Source organism: Mycobacterium sp. E2479 (genome assembly GCF_001667925.1).
GTDB lineage: Bacteria > Actinomycetota > Actinomycetes > Mycobacteriales > Mycobacteriaceae > Mycobacterium.
The window spans coordinates 161,790-185,472 of the sequence record NZ_LZJR01000086.1 but is presented as its reverse complement, the minus strand read 5'-3'; the positions used below and the strand labels follow the sequence as shown (position 1 = coordinate 185,472).

21 protein-coding genes and 1 pseudogene are annotated in these 23,683 nt (G+C 64.2%); 8 read left to right on the top strand and 14 right to left on the bottom strand.

Annotated elements, in window-relative coordinates:
• The first annotated feature begins 20 nt into the window (after nucleotides 1–20).
• Nucleotides 21–1,193, top strand: coding sequence for a radical SAM family heme chaperone HemW (gene hemW / locus A5686_RS13065; protein WP_067934750.1), 1,173 nt, complete (start codon nucleotides 21–23; stop codon nucleotides 1,191–1,193).
• 17 nt (nucleotides 1,194–1,210) lie between these two features.
• Here hemW and A5686_RS13060 read toward each other — a convergent pair whose 3' ends face one another.
• Entirely contained in the window at nucleotides 1,211–2,452 is a 1,242-nt protein-coding gene (locus A5686_RS13060; protein WP_067934659.1) for a sodium-dependent bicarbonate transport family permease, read from the bottom strand.
• Nucleotides 2,453–3,092: 640 nt separating this feature from the next.
• On the opposite strand from A5686_RS13060, the gene A5686_RS13055 reads away from it, so the two are divergent.
• Nucleotides 3,093–4,445: a salicylate synthase gene (locus A5686_RS13055; protein WP_067934658.1), complete on the top strand. Its 1,353-nt coding sequence runs from the start codon at nucleotides 3,093–3,095 to the stop codon at nucleotides 4,443–4,445.
• A 52-nt stretch (nucleotides 4,446–4,497) separates the two neighbouring features.
• Here A5686_RS13055 and A5686_RS13050 read toward each other — a convergent pair whose 3' ends face one another.
• From A5686_RS13050 to A5686_RS13000, 11 genes and pseudogenes are all read right to left on the bottom strand, one after another.
• Complete coding sequence (locus A5686_RS13050) at nucleotides 4,498–5,412, bottom strand: MerR family transcriptional regulator (RefSeq protein WP_067934655.1); 915 nt, start codon at nucleotides 5,410–5,412, stop codon at nucleotides 4,498–4,500.
• Between the two features lie 12 nt (nucleotides 5,413–5,424).
• The gene (locus A5686_RS13045; protein WP_067934654.1) at nucleotides 5,425–6,927 is read right to left on the bottom strand and encodes an NAD(P)/FAD-dependent oxidoreductase; all 1,503 of its coding nucleotides are present in this window, start codon (nucleotides 6,925–6,927) and stop codon (nucleotides 5,425–5,427) included.
• Nucleotides 6,924–7,844, bottom strand: a complete 921-nt coding sequence (locus tag A5686_RS13040; RefSeq protein WP_067934652.1) for a reductase — start codon at nucleotides 7,842–7,844, stop codon at nucleotides 6,924–6,926. The genes A5686_RS13045 and A5686_RS13040 overlap by 4 nt, the downstream gene beginning before the upstream one ends.
• A gap of 24 nt (nucleotides 7,845–7,868) precedes the next feature.
• A complete protein-coding gene (locus tag A5686_RS13035) occupies nucleotides 7,869–8,726 on the bottom strand; it encodes an SDR family oxidoreductase (protein WP_067934651.1) in 858 nt (285 codons plus the stop codon).
• 2 nt (nucleotides 8,727–8,728) lie between these two features.
• Nucleotides 8,729–9,739: an alpha/beta hydrolase gene (locus A5686_RS13030; protein WP_082947616.1), complete on the bottom strand. Its 1,011-nt coding sequence runs from the start codon at nucleotides 9,737–9,739 to the stop codon at nucleotides 8,729–8,731.
• 110 nt (nucleotides 9,740–9,849) lie between these two features.
• A complete protein-coding gene (locus A5686_RS13025) occupies nucleotides 9,850–11,013 on the bottom strand; it encodes an NDMA-dependent alcohol dehydrogenase (protein ID WP_067934649.1) in 1,164 nt (387 codons plus the stop codon).
• Between the two features lie 28 nt (nucleotides 11,014–11,041).
• Complete coding sequence (locus tag A5686_RS13020; protein ID WP_067934647.1) at nucleotides 11,042–12,514, bottom strand: aldehyde dehydrogenase family protein; 1,473 nt, start codon at nucleotides 12,512–12,514, stop codon at nucleotides 11,042–11,044.
• Nucleotides 12,508–13,302: an SDR family oxidoreductase gene (locus A5686_RS13015; protein ID WP_067934645.1), complete on the bottom strand. Its 795-nt coding sequence runs from the start codon at nucleotides 13,300–13,302 to the stop codon at nucleotides 12,508–12,510. Before A5686_RS13015 ends, A5686_RS13020 begins: the two co-directional genes overlap by 7 nt.
• A gap of 130 nt (nucleotides 13,303–13,432) precedes the next feature.
• Nucleotides 13,433–13,786: pseudogene (locus tag A5686_RS13010) on the bottom strand (amidohydrolase); the annotation flags it as partial.
• Nucleotides 13,787–13,906: 120 nt separating this feature from the next.
• On the bottom strand, nucleotides 13,907–14,539 hold the full coding sequence (locus A5686_RS13005) for a TetR/AcrR family transcriptional regulator (protein WP_067934641.1): 633 nt from the start codon (nucleotides 14,537–14,539) through the stop codon (nucleotides 13,907–13,909).
• A 55-nt stretch (nucleotides 14,540–14,594) separates the two neighbouring features.
• Nucleotides 14,595–15,719, bottom strand: a complete 1,125-nt coding sequence (locus A5686_RS13000; protein WP_067934639.1) for a dihydrodipicolinate reductase — start codon at nucleotides 15,717–15,719, stop codon at nucleotides 14,595–14,597.
• A gap of 146 nt (nucleotides 15,720–15,865) precedes the next feature.
• Here A5686_RS13000 and A5686_RS12995 point away from each other — a divergent pair, with 146 nt between their 5' ends.
• A complete protein-coding gene (locus A5686_RS12995; RefSeq protein ID WP_067934638.1) occupies nucleotides 15,866–17,011 on the top strand; it encodes an ABC transporter substrate-binding protein in 1,146 nt (381 codons plus the stop codon).
• Here A5686_RS12995 and A5686_RS12990 read toward each other — a convergent pair.
• A complete protein-coding gene (locus tag A5686_RS12990) occupies nucleotides 17,003–18,076 on the bottom strand; it encodes a dihydrodipicolinate synthase (protein ID WP_067934636.1) in 1,074 nt (357 codons plus the stop codon). The two genes, A5686_RS12995 and A5686_RS12990, sit on opposite strands and share 9 nt — an antisense overlap.
• A 116-nt stretch (nucleotides 18,077–18,192) precedes the next feature.
• On the opposite strand from A5686_RS12990, the gene A5686_RS12985 reads away from it, so the two are divergent.
• The 5 genes from A5686_RS12985 to A5686_RS26625 all read left to right on the top strand — a co-directional run bounded on the left by A5686_RS12985 (nucleotide 18,193) and on the right by A5686_RS26625 (nucleotide 22,577).
• Nucleotides 18,193–19,431, top strand: coding sequence for a cytochrome P450 (locus A5686_RS12985; protein WP_067934745.1), 1,239 nt, complete (start codon nucleotides 18,193–18,195; stop codon nucleotides 19,429–19,431).
• Between the two features lie 12 nt (nucleotides 19,432–19,443).
• Nucleotides 19,444–20,508 carry a dihydrodipicolinate reductase gene (locus tag A5686_RS12980; protein ID WP_067934634.1) on the top strand — a complete coding sequence of 355 codons (1,065 nt, stop codon included), beginning with the start codon at nucleotides 19,444–19,446 and terminating at the stop codon, nucleotides 20,506–20,508.
• A gap of 47 nt (nucleotides 20,509–20,555) precedes the next feature.
• Nucleotides 20,556–21,551 (top strand): hypothetical protein, encoded by a 996-nt coding sequence (locus tag A5686_RS12975; protein WP_067934632.1) that lies wholly within the window; start codon nucleotides 20,556–20,558, stop codon nucleotides 21,549–21,551.
• An 84-nt stretch (nucleotides 21,552–21,635) separates the two neighbouring features.
• Nucleotides 21,636–22,109 (top strand): SDR family NAD(P)-dependent oxidoreductase, encoded by a 474-nt coding sequence (locus A5686_RS26630; RefSeq protein WP_082947615.1) that lies wholly within the window; start codon nucleotides 21,636–21,638, stop codon nucleotides 22,107–22,109.
• 9 nt (nucleotides 22,110–22,118) lie between these two features.
• Nucleotides 22,119–22,577, top strand: coding sequence for a hypothetical protein (locus tag A5686_RS26625; protein WP_156750051.1), 459 nt, complete (start codon nucleotides 22,119–22,121; stop codon nucleotides 22,575–22,577).
• A 68-nt stretch (nucleotides 22,578–22,645) separates the two neighbouring features.
• On the opposite strand, the gene A5686_RS12965 is transcribed toward A5686_RS26625, so the two are convergent.
• Nucleotides 22,646–23,683 carry a dihydrodipicolinate reductase gene (locus tag A5686_RS12965; RefSeq protein WP_067934743.1) on the bottom strand — a complete coding sequence of 346 codons (1,038 nt, stop codon included), beginning with the start codon at nucleotides 23,681–23,683 and terminating at the stop codon, nucleotides 22,646–22,648.

The following is a 23,683-nucleotide window of genomic DNA, read 5'->3' as shown; positions in this document are numbered from 1 at the left end:
TCGTCGTGGGATCATGTGGCATGGCCATTCGCGAGGAACGGGTCGACCTGCCCGACGTCGGGGTGGTCGCGGGGCAGCCGTTTGGCATTTACGTGCATGTGCCGTTTTGCATAACCCGTTGCGGCTATTGCGATTTCAACACCTACACGCCGGCCGAGCTGGGTGGTGTCAATCCCGACGCCTGGCTCAGCGCGCTGGGGGCGGAACTGGAACTGGCCGCAGCAAGATTGCAGGCGCCCCCCGTCGACACCGTGTTTGTCGGTGGCGGGACGCCCTCACTACTCGGGGGCCCGCGGATGGCGACGCTGCTGGGCATGGTGCGTCAGCACTTCACGCTGGCACCCGACGTCGAGGTCACCACCGAGGCCAACCCCGAGTCGGCATGGCCGGATTTCTTCGACGCCATCCGCGCGGCCGGCTACACCCGGGTATCGCTGGGGATGCAGTCGGTGGCCCCGAAGGTCTTGGGTGTTCTTGACCGCATCCACACACCCAATCGGTCCGCGGCCGCGGCCCGCGAGGCGTTGGCCGCGGGCTTCGAGCACGTGAGCCTGGATTTGATCTACGGAACTCCGGGGGAGTCCGACGACGATCTGTTGTGCTCGGTCGACACCGCGATCGAGACCGGCGTGGACCACGTGTCCGCCTATGCGCTGGTGGTCGAGGAAGGCACCGCGCTGGCCCGGCGAGTCCGGCGCGGCGAACTGGCGGCACCCGATGACGACGTGTTGGCGCACCGCTACGGATTGGTGGATGCGCGGTTGTCGCAGGCGGGCATGTCCTGGTACGAAGTGTCCAACTGGTCGCGGCCCGGCGGTGAGTGCCGGCACAATCTCCGTTACTGGGACGGCGGTCAGTGGTGGGGCGCGGGGCCGGGTGCGCACGGATTCGTAGGTAAGACACGCTGGTGGAACGTCAAGCATCCCAACGCTTATGCGGAGAGGTTGAGCGCCGCGTCGCTGCCGGTGGCAGGGTTCGAGCAGCTCGATGCCGAGGCCTTGCACACCGAGGACGTGCTATTGAAAACTCGACTGCGGCAAGGGCTTCCGGTTGATCTGCTCAGTGCCGCCGAGCGCGACCGCGCCCACGGCGTGGTTGCCGACGGGTTGCTGGTGTCCGACGGTGACAGGCTTGTCCTGACTCCGCGCGGGCGGCTGCTGGCCGATGCGGTGGTGCGAACGCTGTTGGGCTAGCGGCGATGTCGGTGCGGTCAGACGCCGAACCAATGCTTGAAGGCGCGGGCGATCTCGATGTAGAGCGGGATCCCCACGGTGACGTTGTAGGAGAACGTCAGGCCCAATGACGCGGCCAATGGCAGTGTGGGGCTCGCTTCGGGGATCGCCAGGCGTTGCACCGCCGGGACCGCGATGTAGGACGCCGCGCCGCACAGGACCGCGAATAGTACATAGGTTCCGGTCTTGAAGTCGGCGTGCGTCAGCGATGCATAGCTGCAGGCGACGACGATGCCCAGTGTCGCAAAGACATTCGGCGCCACCAGGCCGAAAACGATGAACCCGGGACCCGCGGTGCGCAGGTCCTTCAACTTGCGCGACGCCGTCATCCCCATCTCGAGGAGGAACAGACACAGCACGCCCTGGAAAGCCAGCACGAAGAATTTGTCGTCGTCGGCCACGACCTTCTGCCCCTGCAGTCCACTGACGAGGCCGATGATGATGCCACCCATCAACAGGACTAGGCCGGGATTGAGGAAGACCTCCTGGAAAAGTTCGCGGGAGAAAATCGGCGCCTTTTTGCTCTTGGCGGGCGCGGGCCTCGAATTGGGTTCCCAGTCCGGGTGCTCCAGTTTTTCCAGCGACAGTTCGAGCTCCTGCTCGATGGCGGCTTCCTCCTGGCTCTCGAGACTCTGGCCGTGCGGAGGACGCGCGGCGGTGCCGGGCCCGACCCCGACCTTGACGGGCGGCGAGTAGCCGGCCTCGTCGGGCATGTAGCCCGCTGAGTCCATGCCCCGATGGCGCAGTCGCGCCACGAAATACAGCGCCACCAAGCAGCCTGGGATCTCCATCACAGCCAGCATCACCGGCATGTAGGCGTTGAACGCGATGTTCACCGCGGCCAGGACGGCCACGCACGTGGCAAACGTTCCCGCCGAGTCCGACCCGTAGTAGCCGGCGATGGTCGCGCGGTCGATTTTTCGGAGCGATTTGAGGCGGCTGAGGCCCAGATAGGCCAGGCCGCCGATCAGACAGTTCAGCACGAAGCCCAGGACCATGAAGCCCACGATGACCCCGACGCTCGACGCACTGACCTGTGCGAGTTCTTCACCGCCGTGCCAGCCGATCGCCAGCAACAGATACAGGGTCAAGCCCTGATAGATGACGTAGGGGAATTCGAACCGCACCTTGAGAACGGGAATCAGGAACCCGAAGTAGAAGAACAGCAGAAGCGGCTTGAACAAGTTATGGGTGAAGTTGTGCCAGAACTCTTGCAGCATCGATGCCTCCGTGGGTTAGAGCGCCGATCTGGGAAGCACCGTCCGCAAACGGGCAACCACGAAACGTCCCGACGACCGTCAAGAACGTATCCCCGGCACTGACTTGCCGCCACTTGAATACACACAGGCAAGCGGCCGGCTGACGAGCTGACGAAGACTGGCAAAATAGCAGGTCAAGCCGGATTCGTCGAAGCAACAACGCTCCCGCAACCGCTGAATGGGGGACAGATAGTTTGGTGTGAACTTACTGTGCATTGACTGTCAAGACAATATTTTGGCCACCCTGATGGGACACGCGACGGCGTGATGCCGTCCCCCAATTTGTGCGGTGCGTTACCGGCGGCTGGGCCGGCCGTGGGCGGCAGTGAGCGCTAGGAAAAGTCTGACCGCTAAAGCCGCCGGCTGTGCGACCGCGACGTAAACGGTCGGGAAACATTTCGAGTGGCGATGTTCCCAACTGGCTGGGGCGATCTGGGACGGCGGAGGTAGTTGGCCCGGCTGCGCAGACAGGCGGGCGGTGCGCGGCATGCTTCAAGGAACGCACCCGATGGGCCGACGTCAAGCCGACGGCGGCATCCGAGGGGACGGATCGTGGAATCGGTTGCGCACAGCTACATAGGTTAGGCTACATTTACTAACCGTGACCGAGGTCAGCGTCGAGACAAATTCCGCCGGCTCTGAGTCGCCGTCGATTCCGCTCCTCGGGCACATCGATCCGGCGAACCTGGCGGCCGCGCTGGTGGTGGAGTTGTCCGAGCGCGTCGGGGAAGAGTATCTGCTCTACGAGCGCGGCGGTGAATGGGTGCTGGCCACGGGCGTGCGCGCAATGATCGAGCTGGACAGCGACGAGCTGCGGGTGAGCCGCGACGGTGTGACCCGAAGCCAACAATGGTCGGGCAGGCCTGGGCCCGTCCTCGGCGAAGCCATCGATCGGCTGTTGCTGGAAACCGAGCAGCTCTTCGGCTGGATCGCCTTCGAATTCGGCGTGTACCGCTACGGGCTGCAGCAGCGCCTGGCCCCGGGAACCGCACTGGCCCGGGTGTTTTGGCCGCGCGGCCGCATTGTGGTGACCGAAGAGGAGGTCCGGCTGTTCGGTACGTCGGCGGGCCGCCGGGACGAAGTGCAAAGCGTGCTAAACGACGGCGTGCCCGATGTGCGCGACGCCTCAGCCGTCGACGTGGCCGCTGACCCGTCCGCCTATCGCGAGCGCGTGGCGTCGGCCGTCGACGAGATCGCCGCGGGCCGCTACCACAAGGTGATCCTCTCCCGGTCGCTCGAAGTGCCTTTCGCGCTTGATTTCCCGTCCACCTATCGGCTGGCCCGTCGGCACAACACGCCGGTGAGGTCGTTTTTGCTGCGGCTGGCCGGCATTCGTGCCGTGGGTTATAGCCCCGAACTGGTCGCGGCCGTCCACCACGACGGCCTCGTGGTGACCGAACCGCTCGCGGGCACCCGCGCGCTCGGGCGCGGTGAGGTCCGTGACCGCCAGGCACGCAACGACCTGGAGTCGAATTCCAAAGAGATTGTCGAGCACGCTATCTCGGTGCGCAGTTCACTGCAGGAAATGACCGAGATCGCCGAGCCGGGCACCGCTGTCGTCACCGATTTCATGACGGTGCGGGAGCGGGGGAGCGTGCAGCACCTCGGCTCCACGGTCAGCGGTCGGCTGGGCAGGGGGAATGACCGGATGGATGCACTCGAAGCCCTTTTCCCGGCGGTCACCGCGTCGGGTATTCCGAAAGCGAATGGCGTTGAAGCGATCATGCGCCTCGACGAGGGACCCCGCGGGCTGTATTCGGGTGCGGTCGTGATGGTTTCAGCCGACGGGGGGCTTGATGCGGCGCTGACGCTGCGGGCGGCTTACGAATGTGATGGTAGGACATGGCTGAGGGCGGGTGCGGGCATCATCGAAGGGTCGACACCCGACCGCGAATTCGAAGAGACCTGCGAAAAGCTGTCCACACTCGCGCCGTATCTGATTGCGCGCCACTAGCTTTCTGATCGCGATGTGCCCGCCAGCGGCTGGTGTCCACACCGAGCCAGGCTCAGGCCGTAGAGCTCGATTCCAGATAGTCGGCCAATATGTGGCCGACGAGTGATTCGATATTGGCTTCGATCGACGAGGCGAGCGTGGCGGTGACGGTGGCCACCGCTTGAGTTCGGAAGCGCACCAGCATGGTGATCAGCTCGGCGATTTCGGCGTCGGCGGGCAGGGGTTCGCCGGGCTTGATGCGATTCAGCACGTGCTCGGCTCCCGCGCGCACCAGCATGTCACTGATCTTGTCGATCTCGGGGACGATCTGCTCGTGAAGGTCGATGAGCTTGTCGAATTCGACGCCGTAGCTGCGAATCTCGTTGAAGGCTTCGATGAGTTTCGGGCGGGTGATGGTGGCTTGCGTCCCATCGATCCGGATCACGTGTAGCGCCACCAGGCGCTCGAACGCGTCGGCGTCGTCGACCAGGCGTCGGGCCTCGGCCAGCGGTACCGTTTCCGGCTTTTCGGTGGTCCAGGTGCCGACGATGGCGGTTTCGAGTCCCAGCACGTCGCCGAGGTTTTTGCCTTCCTCCCACGCGCTGAGCATTTCTCGCACGTGTGCGATGTTGTAGCCGCGGTCGAGCATCGAGGTGATGAGCCGCAACCGGGTCAGGTGGGTGTCGTTGAACAACGCGATTCGGCCCACTCGCAGTGGAGGCGGCAGCAGTCCGCGGTCGCGGTAGACCCGGATGTTGCGCGTGGTGGTGCCGGCGAGCCGGGCCAGGTCATCGATCCGGTACTCACCGGAGTTCGCGGCGCCGTGCGGGTGCCGCGCGGCCGCATCGAAAAGCTGTGACACCGCTCCCTCGATGAGTTGGCGGTATTCCCGCGATTGGCGCCGCACCCGTTTGGGCGCGCGCCGCACGTTGTGCAGCACGCTGGCGATGGTGCCGGGTTCGGGCCGCGATGCGCGTTCGGTTGCCATGTCAGTGGCGTCTCAAACCGACGCGGTGGTCTGCGTCTGGGCGTGACGCGTCACCGCCCGATAGTGCTCGTATCGGAAATCTTTCATCTGGCGAAGATACTGCGTGGCGAAACCGGGGTACATCGACCCGTTGAATCCGTCCTTGGTGAGGTACCAACTGCGGCAGCCCGACATCCAGGTCGTCTTGGTGAGCCGACGCTGGATCCGCTCGTTGTGGTGACGTTGGACCTCTTCGCGCACATCGAGGTAACGCAGGTCGTTGTTGAGGATGGCGCTGATCCCGCGTACCGCGTAGTCCAGCTGGCCTTCGATGTAAACCAGCAGGGAGTTGTGGCCGGGCCCGGAGTTGGGGCCGGTCATGACGAACAGGTTGGGATAGCCGTGCACGTTGATGCTCTTGTAAGCCTGTGCGCCATCGGCCCATTCGGCGGTTAGCGACCGGCCGCCGAGCCCGGTGACCGGAAACGGCGGACCGGTCAGGTGTACGTCGTAGCCGGTGGCGAACACGATGCAGTCGAGGTGGTGTTCGATGCCGTCGCTGGTGCGGATGCCGGCCGGGCTCAAGGTGGCGATGGGCCAGTCGATGAGCTTGCAGTTGTCGCCTTGCAGCGCGGGGTAGTAGTCGCTGGAGACCAGCATGCGCTTGCACCCCGGCCGGAAGTCTGGCGTCAGCTGACGTCGTAACCACGGATCTTTCACCTGAGCGCGCAAGTGTGCCCGCCCGAGCCGGGCGACCAGCGAGGTCAGCGGCGTGTCCCACACCAGCGCCGTGGCGCTGGCTTCGTGGCCCCAGTACAGTGCCTGGCGCGCAAGCTGTTGGGTGGCAGGCACTTTGGTGAATAACGATTGGACGGCCGGCGGAGTGGCGACGTCCAGTCGTGGCAGCACCCAGCACGGCGTGCGCTGAAACACCTTGACGAACCCGGCCTGCTTGACCAGCTCGGGGATGATCTGAATTGCGCTGGCGCCGGTCCCTATCACCGCGACGCGCTTGCCGGCGAAGTCGTAGTCGTGGTCCCAGCGTGCGCTGTGGATCTTGTGTCCGCGATAGGTTTCCATCCCCCGGATGTCGGGGAAGCTGACGTCTGAGAGCGGGCCGGATGCGAGGACCACGGTACGGGCGCGAAACTTCTTGCGGTTCTTGGTGGTGGCTGTCCAGACGCCGGCCTCCTCGTCGAAGGTCAGGCCCTTCACTTCGTGGCCGAACCTGATGCGGCCGCGGACGTCGAACCTGTCCGCCATGTCCTCGAGATGCCGATAGATCTCCGGGGCGGGCGAATAGGTGCGGGACCACGTCGGGTTCTTGACGAATGAGTACGAGTACAGCAGTGATGGGACGTCGCAGCTGGCCCCCGGATACGTTGTGTCGCGCCAGGTCCCGCCTACTCGGTCCGCGCGCTCCAGCAGCACGATGTCGTCGACTCCGGCTTCGGCCAGGCGGATTGCCGCCCCGAGTCCGGTGAAGCCGGCTCCGACGATGAGCGCCGCATGGGCGCGGTTGTTCACCACGGTCACGCCGCCGGCTCGTGCGTGAGTTCTGCAACCCACGTCGGTACAGACGGAAGCAGGAGTCGCGGATATCGGTCGGAAAGCCAGACCATCGAATTCGCCAGCAGGTGGTACGGGTGGCGTGGATTTGTGACCACTCCGGCGTAATGCCTCAGGAAACGGTAAGTCGGTACCCGCCTGGTACGTTCGCCGCGATCACCAAGCTCTCTAAATCGCTTCACAGCCCGGTAAAGCCGCTCTGGCTCCATGCCCATGGCGGTGATCTCGTTGCGAATCCTGTTGATCAGCGGTGCGCCCATGATCGCACCGATGATGAGACCCGGAGTGGCATTGTGACCGACGAAGTCGATCAGTAGCCGTCGGATCTTCGCGTGCCCAATCATGTCGAGAACTTCGAAGTCGACGACCAGATGGCGTGATTCGTCGTTGTTGATCTTCTCGAAGACCTGGTGGCAAACGGGGTCGTGCACCTCGTCGAGGAGGAATTTCAATAGGGCGCCGTCCAGTGCGACTTCGAGCATCGGAATGACGGTGCCGAGCAGAGACAGCGGCATGTCGTCGGCCCAGCGGTCCAGCCAGTCGATGGCCAGTCGGATGTTCACGTTCGGCTCGGGAATCTCACCGTCCTCGAGCATGCCCCAACGCTTCATCAACGCTAGTTCGGCGTTGGCGTGCCGCTGCTCCTCGGCGTGGAAGTAGCGGTAGATCTCGGCAATGGTCGGTGTGGGTGCCTTTTTCGCCAGTGCCGCGAAGCCCCTGGCGCCGATGTTCTCGATCCAGCACAGGTCGGCCATGAACGCCTTGAGCTGTGGCCGTTGCTCATCACTGATCATCTCGGCGCCGGCTGCGTCCCAGCCGATATCAACGAGCGCCCACTGGCGATCCTTGATCTTGGCGAGCATGGCTTCCATGTCGATGGCCACCGGTAGCTCCTTTGCGTCGAGTGATCAGGGCAGGTTGATACGGGACACCAGGCCGGCCGCACGCGTATATGTCTGTGGGGCGAGCCGTTTGATGTTCCAACCGATCTTCGCGTCGATTTGCGGCATGCAGTACAGCTCGCCGCGGTCATGGGCGTCCAAGCAGGTACGCGCGACCTTCTCCGCGGATAATCCGGTCCAGCGCATCAGTTTTCCGGCCAGTTCGCTGGATTGCTCACTGATGCGGCCGGACTCGAGGATGTTGGTTTTGACGAAGGTGGGGCACAGCACGGTGACTCGCACCGGCGTGCCGGCCAGTTCGGCGGCGAGGGTCTCCGAGAGTGAGAGCACACCGGCCTTGCTGACGTTATAGGCGGCCATGCCGGGCGCTGCACCGAATGCCGCCGCCGAGGCCACGTTGATGATGCCCCGCGGCGCGTGCGACCGCCCGGCATCACGCAGGATCGGGGTGAACACGTGGCAGCCGTGAATGGGCCCCCACAGGTTGATGCCCAGGGTCCACAGCCAGTCGTCCAGCGGTGTCTCGCCGATGGCGGCACCGCCCGCGCCCACCCCGGCGTTGTTGATCAGCAGCGTGGGTGGCGCCGCGAACCAGGACTGTGACTGTTCGGCCAGCGCTTGCACATCCTCGATTCGTGATACGTCGCAACGGATTGCGACCGCCTTCGCGCCGTGTGCGGTGATCGTGTCTGCCGTCCGGTGCGCGGCCGCGTCGTCGATGTCACTGCACACCACCGCGCCGCCGCGCTTGCTCAGTTCGACGGCGAATGCAGCGCCGATGCCGCTTCCGGCGCCGGTGACCACCGCTAGGGCGCCACGGCTGGTTTTCGACCCGCCGAGCAGTCTGTCCAGAGGCCCGAGCATCGTCAGTGGACCTCCTCGGTGACGGCGCGCGCATCCTGAAGGGCGTGAGCGATGAATCGCGCGACGTAGGCCATGGCCTTGGCGGCTTCGAGTGTGATGCGTGGCAACGCCTGAAAGACATGCACCTGGTGCGGCCAGATCTGCAGTTCGCATCTGCCGCCGGCGGTGCGGATGTCGGCGGCGAGCTGGCGCGCATCCTCCTGCAGCATCTCGGCGCCACCGGCCTGGATGAGGGTGGGGGGAAGTGCAGGGGCGCCGGCGACATCGAGCGTCAACCGCCGGTGGGTGAGGTCGATGCCGCGGTGATAGAGGCTGACAAGGCGGACCGCGCTCGCCGCCCGGGTGGCCGGATCGGGGCGAATCCGTTCGCGCGCGAGCGAGAGTTCGAAGGTGAGGTCGTACAACGGGGAGAACAACACCATTGCGGCGGGGGGACTGCTGGATATCTCGGGCTGCAGCAGCAAGTCGACCGACAGGTGACCGCCCGCCGAATCTCCGGCGATCACAACCTGTTTCGGCGGCACGCCGACGGCGGTGGCCAGCCAGTCCCAGCCCGCCCGGACGTCGTCGGCCGCACTGGGGAAGCGATGACGCGGCGCAAGCCGATAATCGATGCAGAACACCGGAAGGCCGGTCAGGGCCGAGAGCCAGGATGTTAACCGGCGGTGCGTCTTTGGCGAACACACGGCGTACCCGCTGCCGTGCACGTAGTAAATCGCACCCTCGTTGATTGACGAGCGCGCGGTCTCGCTTGTGGGTGTGCGTGGTCCATACACCCATTCACCCTTGACCCGGCGGCCTTCGGGCAGCTTGACGTCTACCGACTCGACGCGGGCGCCCGCAAGTGAGGGGCCGAAGGTCCCCATGATCCCGGCGATGATCTGGCGTGATAGCCACAGGCCCCATGGCCGTTCGGGCGGAATCACGCTGGTGATCGGCCGAAGGGTGTACGTACTCACCGCTGCCGCGCCGCGGGATCGCAACGACCCGCGAGCCGGAACGCCGTCCGTCATACAACGCAGTCAACACCAAATGGTGACATTGGTCAATGGCAGCTTTCGTGGGTATGACGGAGTTCTATCCCGCGTCGTGTTGTCGCAACGCGGCCCCGAGGCGCACGGCGTCAGTCGAAGGCGATGACGCCGCGAATATTCTTGCCGGCTCGAAGGTCTTTCATGGCCTCGTTGATGTCGTCGAGCTTGTATTTCTGCGTGACCAGCTCATCGAGCTTGATCAGGCCCGCCTCGTACATCGCCAACAGTTTCGGCATGGCTTCCCGCGGGTTCATCTCGCCGTAAAGCACACCCTTGAATGTCTTACACGAGCTGATCATGTCGGTAAGGACCATCGGTACCATCAGGTCGGTGATCTTGGGCATTGCGGTCAGTACGCATGTTCCGCCCTTGCGCAACAACATCATTCCCATCATCACCATGTCTGCGGGCACCACCCCGGGGGTGAGAACGACCCTGTCGGCCATCACGCCCCAGGTGATCTCCTTGACCAGTTCCAGCGCGGCGCCGGTGTCGACAGCGGTGTGGGTGGCGCCGAAAGTCGGCGCGATGTCGCGTTTGAACTCGTTGGGGTCGACGGCGACGATGTGTTTGGCGCCCGCGACTTTCGCGCCTTGCACGGCGTTCATGCCGATGCCGCCGACACCGACTATCACGACCGTGTCACCCGGTTGGGTGCCTGCCGCAACCGAACCTGAACCGAATCCCGTTGTCACACCGCAGGAGACCAGCGAGGCCGCCTCTAAGGGGATCCAATCGTGCACCTTGACCAGCGAGCGCTCGGATGCAACCACGAATTCGGAGAAGGTGCCGACCTGCATCATCGCCATGAGGTCTTCACCCGCCAGGTGACGCCGCCGGGTGCCATCGGTGGTCATCGCCTTGTCATAGATGTCGGCACCCACGTCGCACAGGTAGGTGTAGCCGGTGGCGCACCATCGACAGTTACCGCAGGCAGGAAGAAACGAGATGGCCACATGGTCACCGGGTTTGAGCGTCTTGACCTCTGGGCCGACCGTTTCGACGACCCCGGCTCCCTCATGACCGCCGAGCATGGGGAACCATTCGGGCACGGAAAGCCCTGAGGCCCGCATCATCTCTTCCATCTCGGCTGTCGGGACACTGTCGCCGGTGTAGAAGTGCTCATCGGAGTGGCAGATCCCCGCGTAGGCCATCTTGACCAGCACTTCGCCCGCGTGGGGCGGGTCGAGCTCCACGTCGGTGACTTCCCAGTCCACACCGACGCCGCGCAATACCGCTGCTTTGGACTTCATCTGGACTCTTTCCCTAAGGATTTGGGGATTATGACGCCGGCCAGCCGACAGTCTTTGTCTCGGTGAATATTTCGAGCCCCTCGATGCCACACTGCCGGCCGACGCCGGACTGCTTGTACCCACCGAACGGGGCGTCCGCGCCGTACCACAGTCCGCCGTTGATGCCGAGCGTGCCGGTTCTGATCCGGCCCGCAACAGACTTGGCGCGGTCGAGGTCGTTGGCGAACACCACACCCGACAGGCCGTAGATGGATTCGTTGGCGATTCGCACAGCGTCGTCGTCGCCGTCGAATCCGATCACCGACAGCACGGGTCCGAAGATCTCCTCCTGTGCGATGGTCATCTTGTTGTCGACATTTGAGAACACCGTCGGCTCGACGAAATAGCCCTTCGGTAGATGCTTGGGCACCCCGCCGCCGGTAACCAGGCGGGCGCCTTCCTGCTTGCCCTTCTCGATGTAGCCGAGGACTCGATCGTGCTGCTTCCTGGAGACCAACGGGCCCTGCAGCACCGAAGGATCCGTGGGGTCGCCGTATTTGTTCTTTTCCATTGCGGCTTTGACGATCTCGACAGCTTCGTCGTAGCGAGAGTTGGGCACGAGCAGGCGGGTGGGCATGGCGCAGCCCTGTCCGGCATGCATGCAGACGAATGCGCTGCCGCCAACCGCGCCGCCGATGTCACCGTCCTCGTCGAGGACGAGGTACACGGACTTGCCCCCGAGCTCGAGGAAGGTGGGTTTGACGGTCTGGGCAGCGTCAGCCATGATGCGCCTGCCGGTCGCCGTCGAGCCGGTGAAAGCGACCATGTCGATCAGGGGGGATTTCGAAATCACCTCGCCGACAAGGTGGTCGGATGATGGCACGATGTTGATGACGCCGGGCGGGATGTCGGTGCGCTCGGCGATGATGCGGCCGATTCTGGTGGCGTTCCACGGCGTGTCCGGGGCGGGTTTGAGCACGCAGGTGTTGCCCATCGCCAGGATGGGCCCGATCTTGTTGAGGATGATCTCGAACGGGAAGTTCCACGGCGTGATGACGCCGACGACACCGATGGGCTCTTTCCAGACTTCGCGGGTGGTGAGGCTGCCCATGCCGAAAGCGTCCTTGTCGGGAAGTGAACGCTTCCAAGTGAATTCGTCGATCATCTTGGTGGGCCAGGTTAGGGCTTCATTGAGGGGGACGTCGAGCTGCGGCCCGTAGGTCGACAGCACGGGACAGCCCACTTCGGCGACGAGTTCGGTGCGCAGGTCCTCGCGTTCGGCCTCGAGCGCTGCCTGCAGTTGCCGTAGTCCGGCGGCCCGCGCCGCGCCGTCGCGTGACCACTCGGTGTTGTCGAACGCATGCCGCGCCGCAGCGACGGCGCGTTCCATGTCGGCGCGGGTCCCGTCGCTGGTGGCGCCGAGGATTTCTTCGGTCGCGGGGTTGATGTTGTCGAACTGCCGTCCCGTCTCGGACTCGACGAGCTTGCCGTCGATGAGCATGCGCGGTTCGTGGTTCACCATTGCCGAAGTTCCTTCACTGCGTCGGAGGCGCGCGGGGCCAAGGTCAGATAGGGGATGAAACTGCTATTGCCGCAGCGGATCACGGAATTGACGACATCGGTCAGGTGCTCGGCGTCAACGAGGCCCCCCTGCATGTACTTGTTCTCCATCCAGAATCTGATTGCCGATTCCAGGGCGTCGGGATCCCAGCTTTTGTTGAATTCGGTCTGCGCGTCGCCGGCCCCGCCGAGACTGTCGCCCACGGCGAGGCGAGTAAAGGCGATCTCCGGATGTTCGGTGCGCCAGGCCTCGACGAGCTTGTCCAGTGCGCTCTTGGAAACCGCGTAGGCCCCGAGTAATGGCCACGGAGTGGTGTAGGACGCGCTCAGTGAAGACAGGTACACCACGGAGCCCGCCGCCGCGGCCAAGTGTGGTGCCGCTGCCGCGGTGATGAGCGAGGCACCGATGACATTGGTGGCGAACAACTGCGCCCATTGATCCGCGGTCACCTCGCGCAGTGGCGCCAGCACGCCCACGCCGGTCGTGTACACGAGGGCATCGAGGCCACCGAGTGCGGCGACGACCTCAGACATGGCTTTCTGGCAGTTGTCGGCAACGGTGACGTCGCAAGCGACGGCCACGGCCTCATTGCCGGCTTCCTTGGCCGCGTCGACCAACCTGTCATATCGGCGTGCCAGCAGAGCGACGTGGGCGCCGCGCTGGGCGAGGCCGGTGCCGATGCATCGGCCGAGGCCGGAAGAGGCGCCGACGACCGCGACCCGCACCGAGCGTTGTCCGTTGTCAGACATCGAGCTTCGCACTTTCGGAGCCGAGGGTCGCGCCCGCGGTGCATTCGAATCGGCCCCGGTCAAAGCTGCGGACCGCGACGTCGTGGTCACCAACCTCGGCGCGCAGAGCGCCCACCGTGCACTGCTCGCGGGTGCGGTGTTGCCGGCCTGCGAAGCCAGGGAAGGATGGGAAGCACATCGACCCGAGCACGCCGCCGGCATCCATGTCCTTGATCCGCTCGTGGATGTCGTAGCACCCCGGCCGCATCTCGTCGAAGGCGGTGGGCTCGACGCCGTACTCTTCGCGTGGGCGACCGGCCACAGCATTGAGCCCGATGTTGGGAATGATCGCGCCGTTGAAGGTCCAGACCTCCGAGCCGTCACGTTGGCGAATGATTAGCGGTGTCTCGTCGGCATACTTGCTCGCGACCCTGCCCTCGAACAGGTTCGGAGGCTCCACCAGATGGTCGTCGACGCTCACCAAGATCATGTCTTCGGGCTGCATGGGTCTCCTTGCACAGAGGTTGAGAGCGAGGCTATCAGTTACCGGAAGAACTGTATTCAGTTTTCGGAAATGAACGTTTTCATCAGGGCAGCGACCGTCCGCATGCGGCAGTCAAAACGATCACCGCCGCAATATTTTTCGGGGCTTGACCGCGAATGAAAGCAGAAGCCGGTCAAGGACCTTGGCGGCTCGACGGCGGGCCGCGGTGGGATTTGCGGCATGCACGACCAGAAGCGAGGCCTCCTCGAGCGCGGCGACCAGCATGTGTGTCAGCTCCCCGACGGGTTGGTCGTCGATGATGCCGGCTGCGATAGCCTCGCGGACCACCTCGTTGATGAGGGCGATGCTATTGCCCTCCTGTATTTTGCGCAGGGCCTCCCAGCCCAGAACCACCGGTCCATCGATAAGCATCACTCGCTGTACCGCGGGTTCCTGTGCCGCTTCGAGGAATCCGTGCAAACCGCTGGTGAGCCGCTCCCATGGGTCCGCCCCGGGCGGGGGAGCGGCGATGGACCGCAGCGTGAGGTCGTTCTCGACATCTTCGAACACGGCGCGAAACAGCTCGGCCTTGTCTTTGAAGTGGTGGTAGAAGGCGCCGCGCGTACCGACACCCGACTTCGCCACCAGGTCACCGATGCTCGTGTTGAAGTATCCAAGTTCCACGAAGATTTCTCGACCCGCGTCGATCAGGTCGCGACGGGTCTGCTCGCCTCGGGCGCGCCGATCCACGTCCGTCCCGCCGCGCTTCGCCATGTCGACGATCGTATCAACATTTAGTCTGTATGTTGACTGCCGGTTGGGGCCGTTCTCAGCGCACGATGCCGCGAACAGTCATGAGCCCGAGGTCGGCGTGCGACTTGAAACCGGGCGAGGCGTCGCAGATGGCGGGAATGGAGTTCACCGGTTCCATCGCAGTCCAGGCGTAACCGATGTAGCCGGGTTTCGCGTGGTCTCGCGCATGCTGGCTGCCCCGCAGGATCAGCTCGGTACCTGGGTCTCCTTCAATCACCACCCGGTAGTGGTAGTACGGCTCCCAGTCCGGCTTCGGGTCGATTGCGTCGTGTTCGATGAACGAGTAGAGCTCATGCAGGGTAATGAATGGCCGGCCGTCCACCCATGCAGTCCAGAGGTGATGCTGGGACGCGACGGTGCCCTTCTTGATCACACCTTTGAGGCCCGGCATATCCATATCCGGAGTTCCCTCATAGGGGATATCGCGGATGGCCGTGCCCAATTCCACGTCCGTCGTGAATTTCTCGACAGTTTTGCCCAGCCCTTCGACGACCATCGTCAGCGACTGCGCGAACAATGACCAAGCGTCTTGGAAAAGATTGCCCTTGGCGAACTCGGCCGGGGATTTCCCGAACCCCATCTCGTCCAGGTACTTCAACGTGTCCTTGTTGAAGTTCACCGCCTCGTAGATGTGGATGTGGTCGGTCTTGCCGACGATTCGGGCCAATGTCAGAACTAGCAGGTCCGCCGCATAACCAGGGTGGATGCCACCTCCATGGAACGAAGTACCGCCGTCTTGGCACGCCGCTTCGATCTTGTCGATGTCCGCGCTGTTGGTTTCGGTCCGATGCCACCACGCGCCGCCCGAGGCGACGACGCTCTTTCCCCCGCGCAGCAGGCGGCAGATCTCGTCGACGTCCGACCACAGTGGCGCGTAGAACACGCAGTCGGCGTCGAGGGCCTCCAGGGCGGACTTGTCGGTGGTCGCTAGCACGCCGATTGGCCCTACCCCGACGAGTTCTCCTGCGTCTCTGCCGACTTTCTCCGGGCGATTGCAGAGTACCCCGACCACTTCGTAGAGGGGGTTGTTCGCAAAGTGTCGCAACGCCAAGGTGCCGACATTGCCTATGCCCCACTGGATCACGCGATACTTCTTCTCCGTCGGTGGCGCACTGGCTCCGAGCGGCGACATGAGCGTCATTGCTCCTCCTTAGAGCGGCGACCCCTATCCGGAAAAGCTAACACGCCAAAAGCGCTATATGCGCTTTTCGTAAACGATGGTTTCCGCAGGCATGAAGTCTGACGTCCCCGTCGATACCCTCTACCTTCATCCGGTATGTTGCCGCTATGGCAGACGACGAGGTTCGCGCGTACGGTTCAGTCGCTCCCCTGAAAGTCGGCCTGCTCAACGACTATCCGACCACCGGCGACACCGACAACGACAGTGTTGACGCCCTGCGGCTGGCGATGGACGAAGCGCTGTCCTCGGGTCTGCTCGACCGGCCGATCGAACTTGTGACACGCAACGTGGTTGGCTTGCCGAACGGCACCTACCTTGCGGTCGAACGAGCCTTCGATGAGCTTGTGGCGGAGGGCTGTCTTGCCATCTACGGGCCGTGGGTATCGGACAATGTGGTGCCGCTGCGTTCGCACGTCGAGGCCACGGCGCGAGTACCGATCGTCACCCTCTCGGGATCGGAGGGAGCGCTCGGTGACTGGTGCTTCGCGTTGAACAACGGCTCGATGCCCGAGGAGCCGGTAATGCTGGCCGCGGTGATGATCGGCGATGGCCGGTCGCGCATCGCCATTGCCTACGAGGCCTCGCTGATCGGTAAGGAATACCTCGGCTTTGCGCAACGGGCATACGATGCCGCGGGTTTGAAGGTCGTTGCGACGGTGGCGATTCCCCAGGTCGAAGCCGACAAGTCCGAGGCGGTAACCGCGCTGCGCGCATCGGAACCCGACGCACTGGTGCATGTCGGGTTCGGACACGGCCTCTGGGGCTTCACGGATGCGCTGCTGGCCGCGGGCTGGGATCCCCCGCGGTATACGACGACGGCTTTCGAAATGGCCCACATCAGCGCGGAATGGATGCGGCACCTGTCCGGCTGGATCGGCCTGGACAGCTACGACGAGCGCAACACCGTGGGCCAGGCCTTCCTCGACCGCTTCGAGGCCCGATACGGCCGCCGGCCCGCACACTCGATGCCGGGCCTGTCCCACGACGCGGCCACCGTGATCGTGCGGGGCCTCGCCGCCGCGCGCCCGCTGACCGGCGAGGGGGTTAAGAACGGTATGGAGCAGGTGAAGCTCGTCCCGTCGGCCAGCGGCGCCCCGGGCACCTTCCTTCGGTTCGGACGGTTCATAAGACAGGGCTGGATGGGTTCGGACTATCTTGTGGCCCGACGGGTGCTACCGGATGGCAGCGCGCATGTGTTTTATGCGGCGCCCAGCGACCACATCGCACGCGCGGTGGCCCCGAGCTCAAGTTAATTGGATCGCACCGAACACCGGTGCGGTCACGATGCCCGGCGGTTGGGCAAGCACGTAGGGAATGGCGCGAACCGCGCCCATCGCGATCATCAGATGACCCGGCATGGCGTGCTGGCCCACTGCTGCCTGGCCGTCGGAGCCGACGTCGAGTTGCAGTTCGAAGCTCGGCTCACCCCTGATGACCGCGCGAATCAGCGGCGCCTTCTCACCAGGCGCCAGGGGGGCCATGCCCCACTGAGGAAGGTCGCGCGTCAACACCCACTCCTCGTGAATGGCCAGCAACGGTCGACCCGACCAATGTCCCACCCACGAAAAACGCTGTCCGACAACTGTTCCCGCGTCAATCGTGCCGGCGAGGACCTCGATGTCATAGGGCAGGGTGGTGGCGTCGACCGCCACATCGATGTGCGACAGGGTAATTCCGAGCACGTCGGCCGTCGCATTGAGCGCTTGGCGATAGGCCAGGTCCAGCTTCTTGATGATCGGGGAATCGATGCTGACGTCTTCTGGGCGCCTGCCCATGCCCATCAGGTCGACGAGCATGGGCCGACTGTCGACGGCTGACACGTCGGTGGCCTCGTAGAGGTCGATGCGGTCGATCGTCTTGCTCAACCCCGTCACCGTCGCGACCAAACGCTCGAACATGAACCCCGGGTTCTCACCTGCTGCGTGGAACCTCGATCCGCCTTGTTGGCAGGCCTTCGCGAACGCCGCCTCGGTGTCCGCACCATAGGTGGGCAGGTGGTTATACGACGTCGTGGTGATGACTGTGCTGCCGGCGGCCAGAAGGCGGCAGATGTCCTCGGCGTTCGTCTCGATGGCATGCGCCTTGCTGGCCGCGTGCACGACGACATCCGCGCACAGCGCGGTGATCTCATCCTTGTCTGCCGTGGCGACCACGCCGGTGGTCGGCGGTAGTCCGCACAGCGCGGCGGCGTCGAGGCCGACCTTCGCGGGATCGTATACAAGTACGCCCACCAGCTGATAATGGGGGTTCTCAATGAGCTCCTGCAGCGCGGCGCGACCGACGGCGCCCGTCGCCCACTGCGCAACTCGAATAGCCAATCGAATTCTCCAGGTTCTGCTTTCGCGATCTGGCCAGGTTCTGGTTGGTTCAACCTACATCATGTAGGTTTGCAACCGGGAAGCTGGAAGTCTTGCCGACCGTACGGGAGGTGCAGGTGGTGGAGCCGACGGTTGCTGACGACATCGAGCAGCGTATTCGTGAGGCGCAGGAGAAGTTCAACGCCGGGATGGGCGCAGACGGCGATGCGACTCCTTATCCGCTGCTGCGGGAGCTGCGGGCAAAGGCGGCTGTCCACCCGGGCTGGCCGGAAATGGGCGTTTCCGAGAGCGGCCCTGACGGCAAGAAGACCTTCACGGCGTACTCGTTCGACGCAGTCAAGGCCGTTTTCACCGACAACATCACCTTCAGCACCCGAATCTATGAGGACATGGTGAGGCCGCTGCAGGGTCCGACGATCCTGGAGATGCAGGAGCCCGAGCACGCAACCTATCGCCGGTTGCACGAATTTGCGTTCGCCCGATCGTCGATGAAGCGCTGGGACACCGAGCTTGTCGGCCCGTTGGTGGATCGCACGATAGCGAAGTTCCGTGACGACAAACGCGCGGACTTGGTCGATGCGGTGTTCATGCCGATCCCAGTCCGGATCATCGCTGCCCTTCTCGGGCTGCCCGAGTCGGATATCGGCGAGTTTCACCGGTTGGCCATCGACCTGCTTGGCTTTCGCGCCGACATGGAAACCGCGATGAAGGCGTCCGCGGAGATGAAGGAGTACTTCATCGGGGTGCTCGCCGACCGGCGTAAGTCGCCAAAGGACGACATGGTGACCATCTTGTCGCAGGCCGAGATCGACGGCGTCAAGATGTCGGACGAGCAGATCTACGGGTTCATGCGCAATCTTCTCCCCGCAGGAGCCGAGACCACGTCGCGGTCGACCGCCAGCCTCGCGTTGGGTCTGCTGACCCACACCGACCAGCTCGAGGCGGTGCGCGCCGACCGCAGCTTGTTGCCGCAAGCGATCGAGGAGGGCGTCCGGTGGGAGACACCGTTGCTGAACTTCATCCGGGAGGTCAGCGCCGACGTCGAATTCTTCGGCATGAGCATTCCGAAGGGTTCGACGATGATGGTGAACCTGGGCAGTGCCAACCACGACGAGACGCGCTGGGATGAGGCCGAGTCCTTCGACATATTCCGGGAACGTAAGCCGCACATCGGGTTTGGTCATGGTGCGCACGTGTGCCTGGGAATGCACTTGGCCCGGCTGGAAAGCTCCAAGATTTTCAACGCGCTGCTCGACGCACTGCCCGGCCTGCGGATTGACCCAGACGCGCCAGCGCCCTTTGTGACGGGCACGATGTTCCGTTCGCCGCCACGTCTCGACGTGGTGTGGGATTGAGGACTGCCTGACATGACTCGCGTGATCCAGTGGGCGACGGGCGTGACGGGCATGATGTCGTTGCGTCACGTCGTGAGCCGGCCGGACCTGGAACTGGTTGGCGTGCGCGTGTACGACCCGGCCAAAGCCGGCGTCGACGCAGGTGTTCTGTGCGGAGCGCCCGAAGCGGGCGTGCTCACCTCGGCCGATCGCGAAGCGGTCGTCGCCACCGATGCCGACGTGGTGCTCTACATGGGCAAGGTCGAGATCGACACACCCGGCTGCTTCGCCGATGTCTGCGACCTGCTGGCGTCGGGCAAGAATGTCGTGGCCACCGGCAGCCGGTTCATACATCCCCGTTCGCTGCACGAATCTCTGGCCGGCGGCATCGAAAAGGCTTGCCAATCCGGGGGTTCCTCGTTTCTCGGGCTGGGCCTGTACCCGGGCTTCATCGGCGAGTCGCTGGCACCGGTCCTGTCCCGGCTCACCGAGCGGGCCGACCGGATCAGTGTGCGGGAGGTGCTGAACTACTCGACCTATGCCAGCCACGACTTGATCTTCAACGCCATGGGATTCGGCCACACGCCCGGCGACACCACCCCCTTGCTGACGAACACCGACTACGCCGCGAGCGCCTGGATCGGCAGCGCGACGGTCCTTGCGCAGGCCCTCGGTCTCGAGATCCGGTCGGTCGTGGGGTTTCGTGAGGTCGCGACGACGCCGCGGGCGCTGGTGGTGGCGGCCGGGGAGATTCCCGCGGGAACCGTGGGGGCCATGCGTTTTGGCGTCGAAGTCGACTGCGGCGACACCACGCTCGCCGTCGAACATCTCACCAGGATGGCTGACGATCTGGCCCCCGACTGGCCAACAGAAATCGGTTATGCGGTGACCGTCGAGGGGAAGCCCAGCATGAGTCTTCATCTCGTGATCGGTTCTCACGGCGAGGATCACGCCGAACAGGGCTGCCTGGCCACCGCCATGCACGCCATCAACGCGATCCCGGCCGTGATTGCGGCACGACCGGGACTCTACGACCTGTCGACTATCGCCCCGTTCGTCGCGCACTGGACTGAGCGCGGTGTCGTGCCAACAAGATAGTTGCTCGAAGATCCCGACAACCGTCGCATCCCGGCGAGGAGGATTGAGTGCTCAAATCGATTGATTTCGAGGTCATTCGCCAGCCCCCATCCCTCGCCCATTACCGACGCGAATGGGTCCCCACGCCGGGCATGGGACTGTCGGGCATCTGGTTGGGGGCAGTCGTTGCCGACGCATCCGGTCAAAGCTATTGGGGGGTGCGTGGGTGCGACGACTTCGTTACCGGAATGACCCATGTCGTGTCTCCAGTGTGCGGATTTCGCTCACTGCCGAAGGACCTCGGGATCGATGCACCTCACCTCTACACCGAGTACTCGACGCTCGACTGGTTCGAGCCGCTGCAATACGTCGATGACGGCGCGACTGTCCAGCTGCTGTATCCCAGCGGACGAATCGAGCGCGATGCCAACGGGTTTCACTGGCACGATGCGAGCAACCGATGGGAGTTACATGGCCGGACGGTCAGCGATATCGTCCTCACATTCGTGCCCGCGCAACAAGGCATCGACGACGACGTCTACTACCGCCATGAGCTGATGTACGCCACCGGCAAGGTCGATGGCGTCGAGGTTTCCGGCTACGCACACCAGGACTTCGCGTACGGACCGCCAGGAAAGGTGTACACCGAGCTCCCCATCGCCCGCCATCTGCAAGGCATGTGGGTGTCCTGGCTGCACGAATTCGACGATGGGCAGTTGGGCGGCGGCAGCTTCTGGCAGGGGCGCGAAGGCGTGACCTTCGGCCCGGGCTATCAGCTCAAAGACGGTGTCACCACGGTGCATGAGGACATCGCTGCGAAGCCGATATTCAACGAGTCCGGAAGGATGACCAAGCTCGACGCGAACATCGGCGCCGATTCCTACACCTTCGGCTTCGAATCGAGTGGGAGCCCGCTGCACGTCTTCGGTTCAGTGACACTCGCCTCGTCGGGGGTGCGGCCGGCGCGAAGCTGGTGCTGGGTCGAGTACACCGGAAACATGCTGACACCGGAGCTACTCGACGCGGCCACCGCCATGTTCGCCCTGGCGCGTGGGCTCGTCTGATGACGTTTTTCACGGTAGCCGTTCGGCCGCCCCGCATCGTCACCGCGCTGGACCGTGCGGTGCCGTACCCGGAGGGGAGGCAAAATGATTACCTTTGACGATCGAATCGTCCTGGTCACCGGCGGTGCGCGTGGCCTCGGCGAGGCGTACTGCCATGAAATGGCCCGCCGCGGAGCGGCGCTGGTGGTCCACGATAACGGAGCCGAAACCGATGGAAGCGGTGGCGGACCGGAACCGGCCGATGACGTCGCCGCCGCAATTCGCGCGGCGGGCGGGCGGGTGGTGGCGTGCGACTCCGACGCCAGCACCGAGCAAGGGGGAAGGGCCGCAGTCGACCTTGCGGTCAGGGAGTTCGGGCGGTTAGACGCGATCGTCGCCTACGCCGGCATCATTCACGACGACACGTTTCCGGATTGGCCCACCGAACGCTTCGAGGCGCTGCTGCGCCATCACCTGTTGGCCGCTTTTCATGTCGTCCGACCGGGTTTCGCGGTGATGCGCGACGCCGGATACGGCCGACTGGTGTTCGTTTTGTCCGCAGCAGGAGTCTTCGGGTAGCCAGGCTTGTTGGGATACGCCACGGCAAAGACGGGCATGCTCGGGTTGATGAACGTCGCGGCGCTCGAGGGTGTCGCATGCGGTATACATGCCAACGCGATCATGCCAATGGGCGACACTCGAATGGCCATGGCGCTCATGGGCGAGGCCGGCCACACTGCCGAAGCGCGCGCGTTCTTGAAGACCTTGCGCCTCGATCAAGTGGCGCCCGTCGTTGCCTACCTCGCCAGCGAGGATTGCACGCTGACGCATCGGCTTCTCAGCGCCTTCCGTGGACGGGTGGCCGCATTGCAGATCGGTGTGACTTGCGGTTGGTTCGGCGGCGATGGCGCCTTCGCCGCCGAGGACGTGGCGGCCAACCTCGACCGGATCCTCGATGAGTCGGAGATGTTCGTGCCCGGCAGCATATTCGACGAAATGGAGCATGTTTTCGCGGCGGCTCCCGATAACTCGCAACGCGGCCCGTGACCGGTCGGAGAGCCGATCTTCGGGTGGTTGCCGACGACGCCCGCTGACGCGATCGGCACCCGCCGATGTCAGTCCGCGACGACGATGGGCGGATCACCGAAGCCGGTATAACTACGGATCAACGGCAGATCGGCCATGGTGGCAAAACCTGCGGGTGCGGCACATATCGCGGGTATGGCGTTGACGACCTGCAGCGCAACGGCGACCAAGCCCGCGCGGACATGCTCGGCGACCGACGCCGGCCGTGAATAGCTGGCCAGGCAAAAGAAGTGCACGCGCATCGATGGATCACCTTCGAGCGTAAGGGTCCACCCATCGTCCGGTTTAGGCCAGTGCTCCGGATACTTGCCGCCCACCGTCCATAGTGTCTCGAACTCGATAAGCGGCTCACCGTCGCGGTGTCCGACGAAGTTCCAGCGCTGACCAGCGGTCGTACCAGCGCGCACCTCATGGTCGAAGATCTGAAAGTCCTTGGTTGCCGGCACTGCGTCGACGCTGACCGTGACGTCGTCTATCGCGGCGTTCAATGTATCGGCGATGAACCATGTCTGCTGGGTGAACAGGGCGGTGTTGAAGGTCAGGAAGTCGTTTGCGGTCGGGGTGATGTGGTCGACTGGGCGACCGAACCACATTCCGTCAAACGTGATTTCGGTGCTCTCCCACAGCGACCAGTCGGCGCGCTCCTGCAGGGTGAGTCGATCGATCGTGCGACTCATGCCGGACAGCGCCAGCGGCAGCACGCCCGACAGGTTGCCCGGGTTGAGGCCGCTGGCGTGGATGGTGCTGTTGCCCTTGCGGCAGGCCGCCAGCAGCCGCCGACGGTCGGCTTGCCCGATGCGCTGGGGGTAAAACAGGAATGAGACGGTCGCGACGTTCTTCCCGCTCTCCAGCAGCGCGCACACGTCGTCGAGACTGGTGAACGACGGCGCATAGAGCACGAGATCGCAATCCGTGGACAGGATTTCGCTGACGTCGGTGGTGGCGGTGATCCCGATGGGGCTCCGTCCGACCAGCGTCCCGACGTCGACGCCGTGCTTGGAATCTGAATACACCCGCGCCCCGACCAGTTCGAGGTCGGGGCGGTAGTCGAGGATCGTGTTGATCAT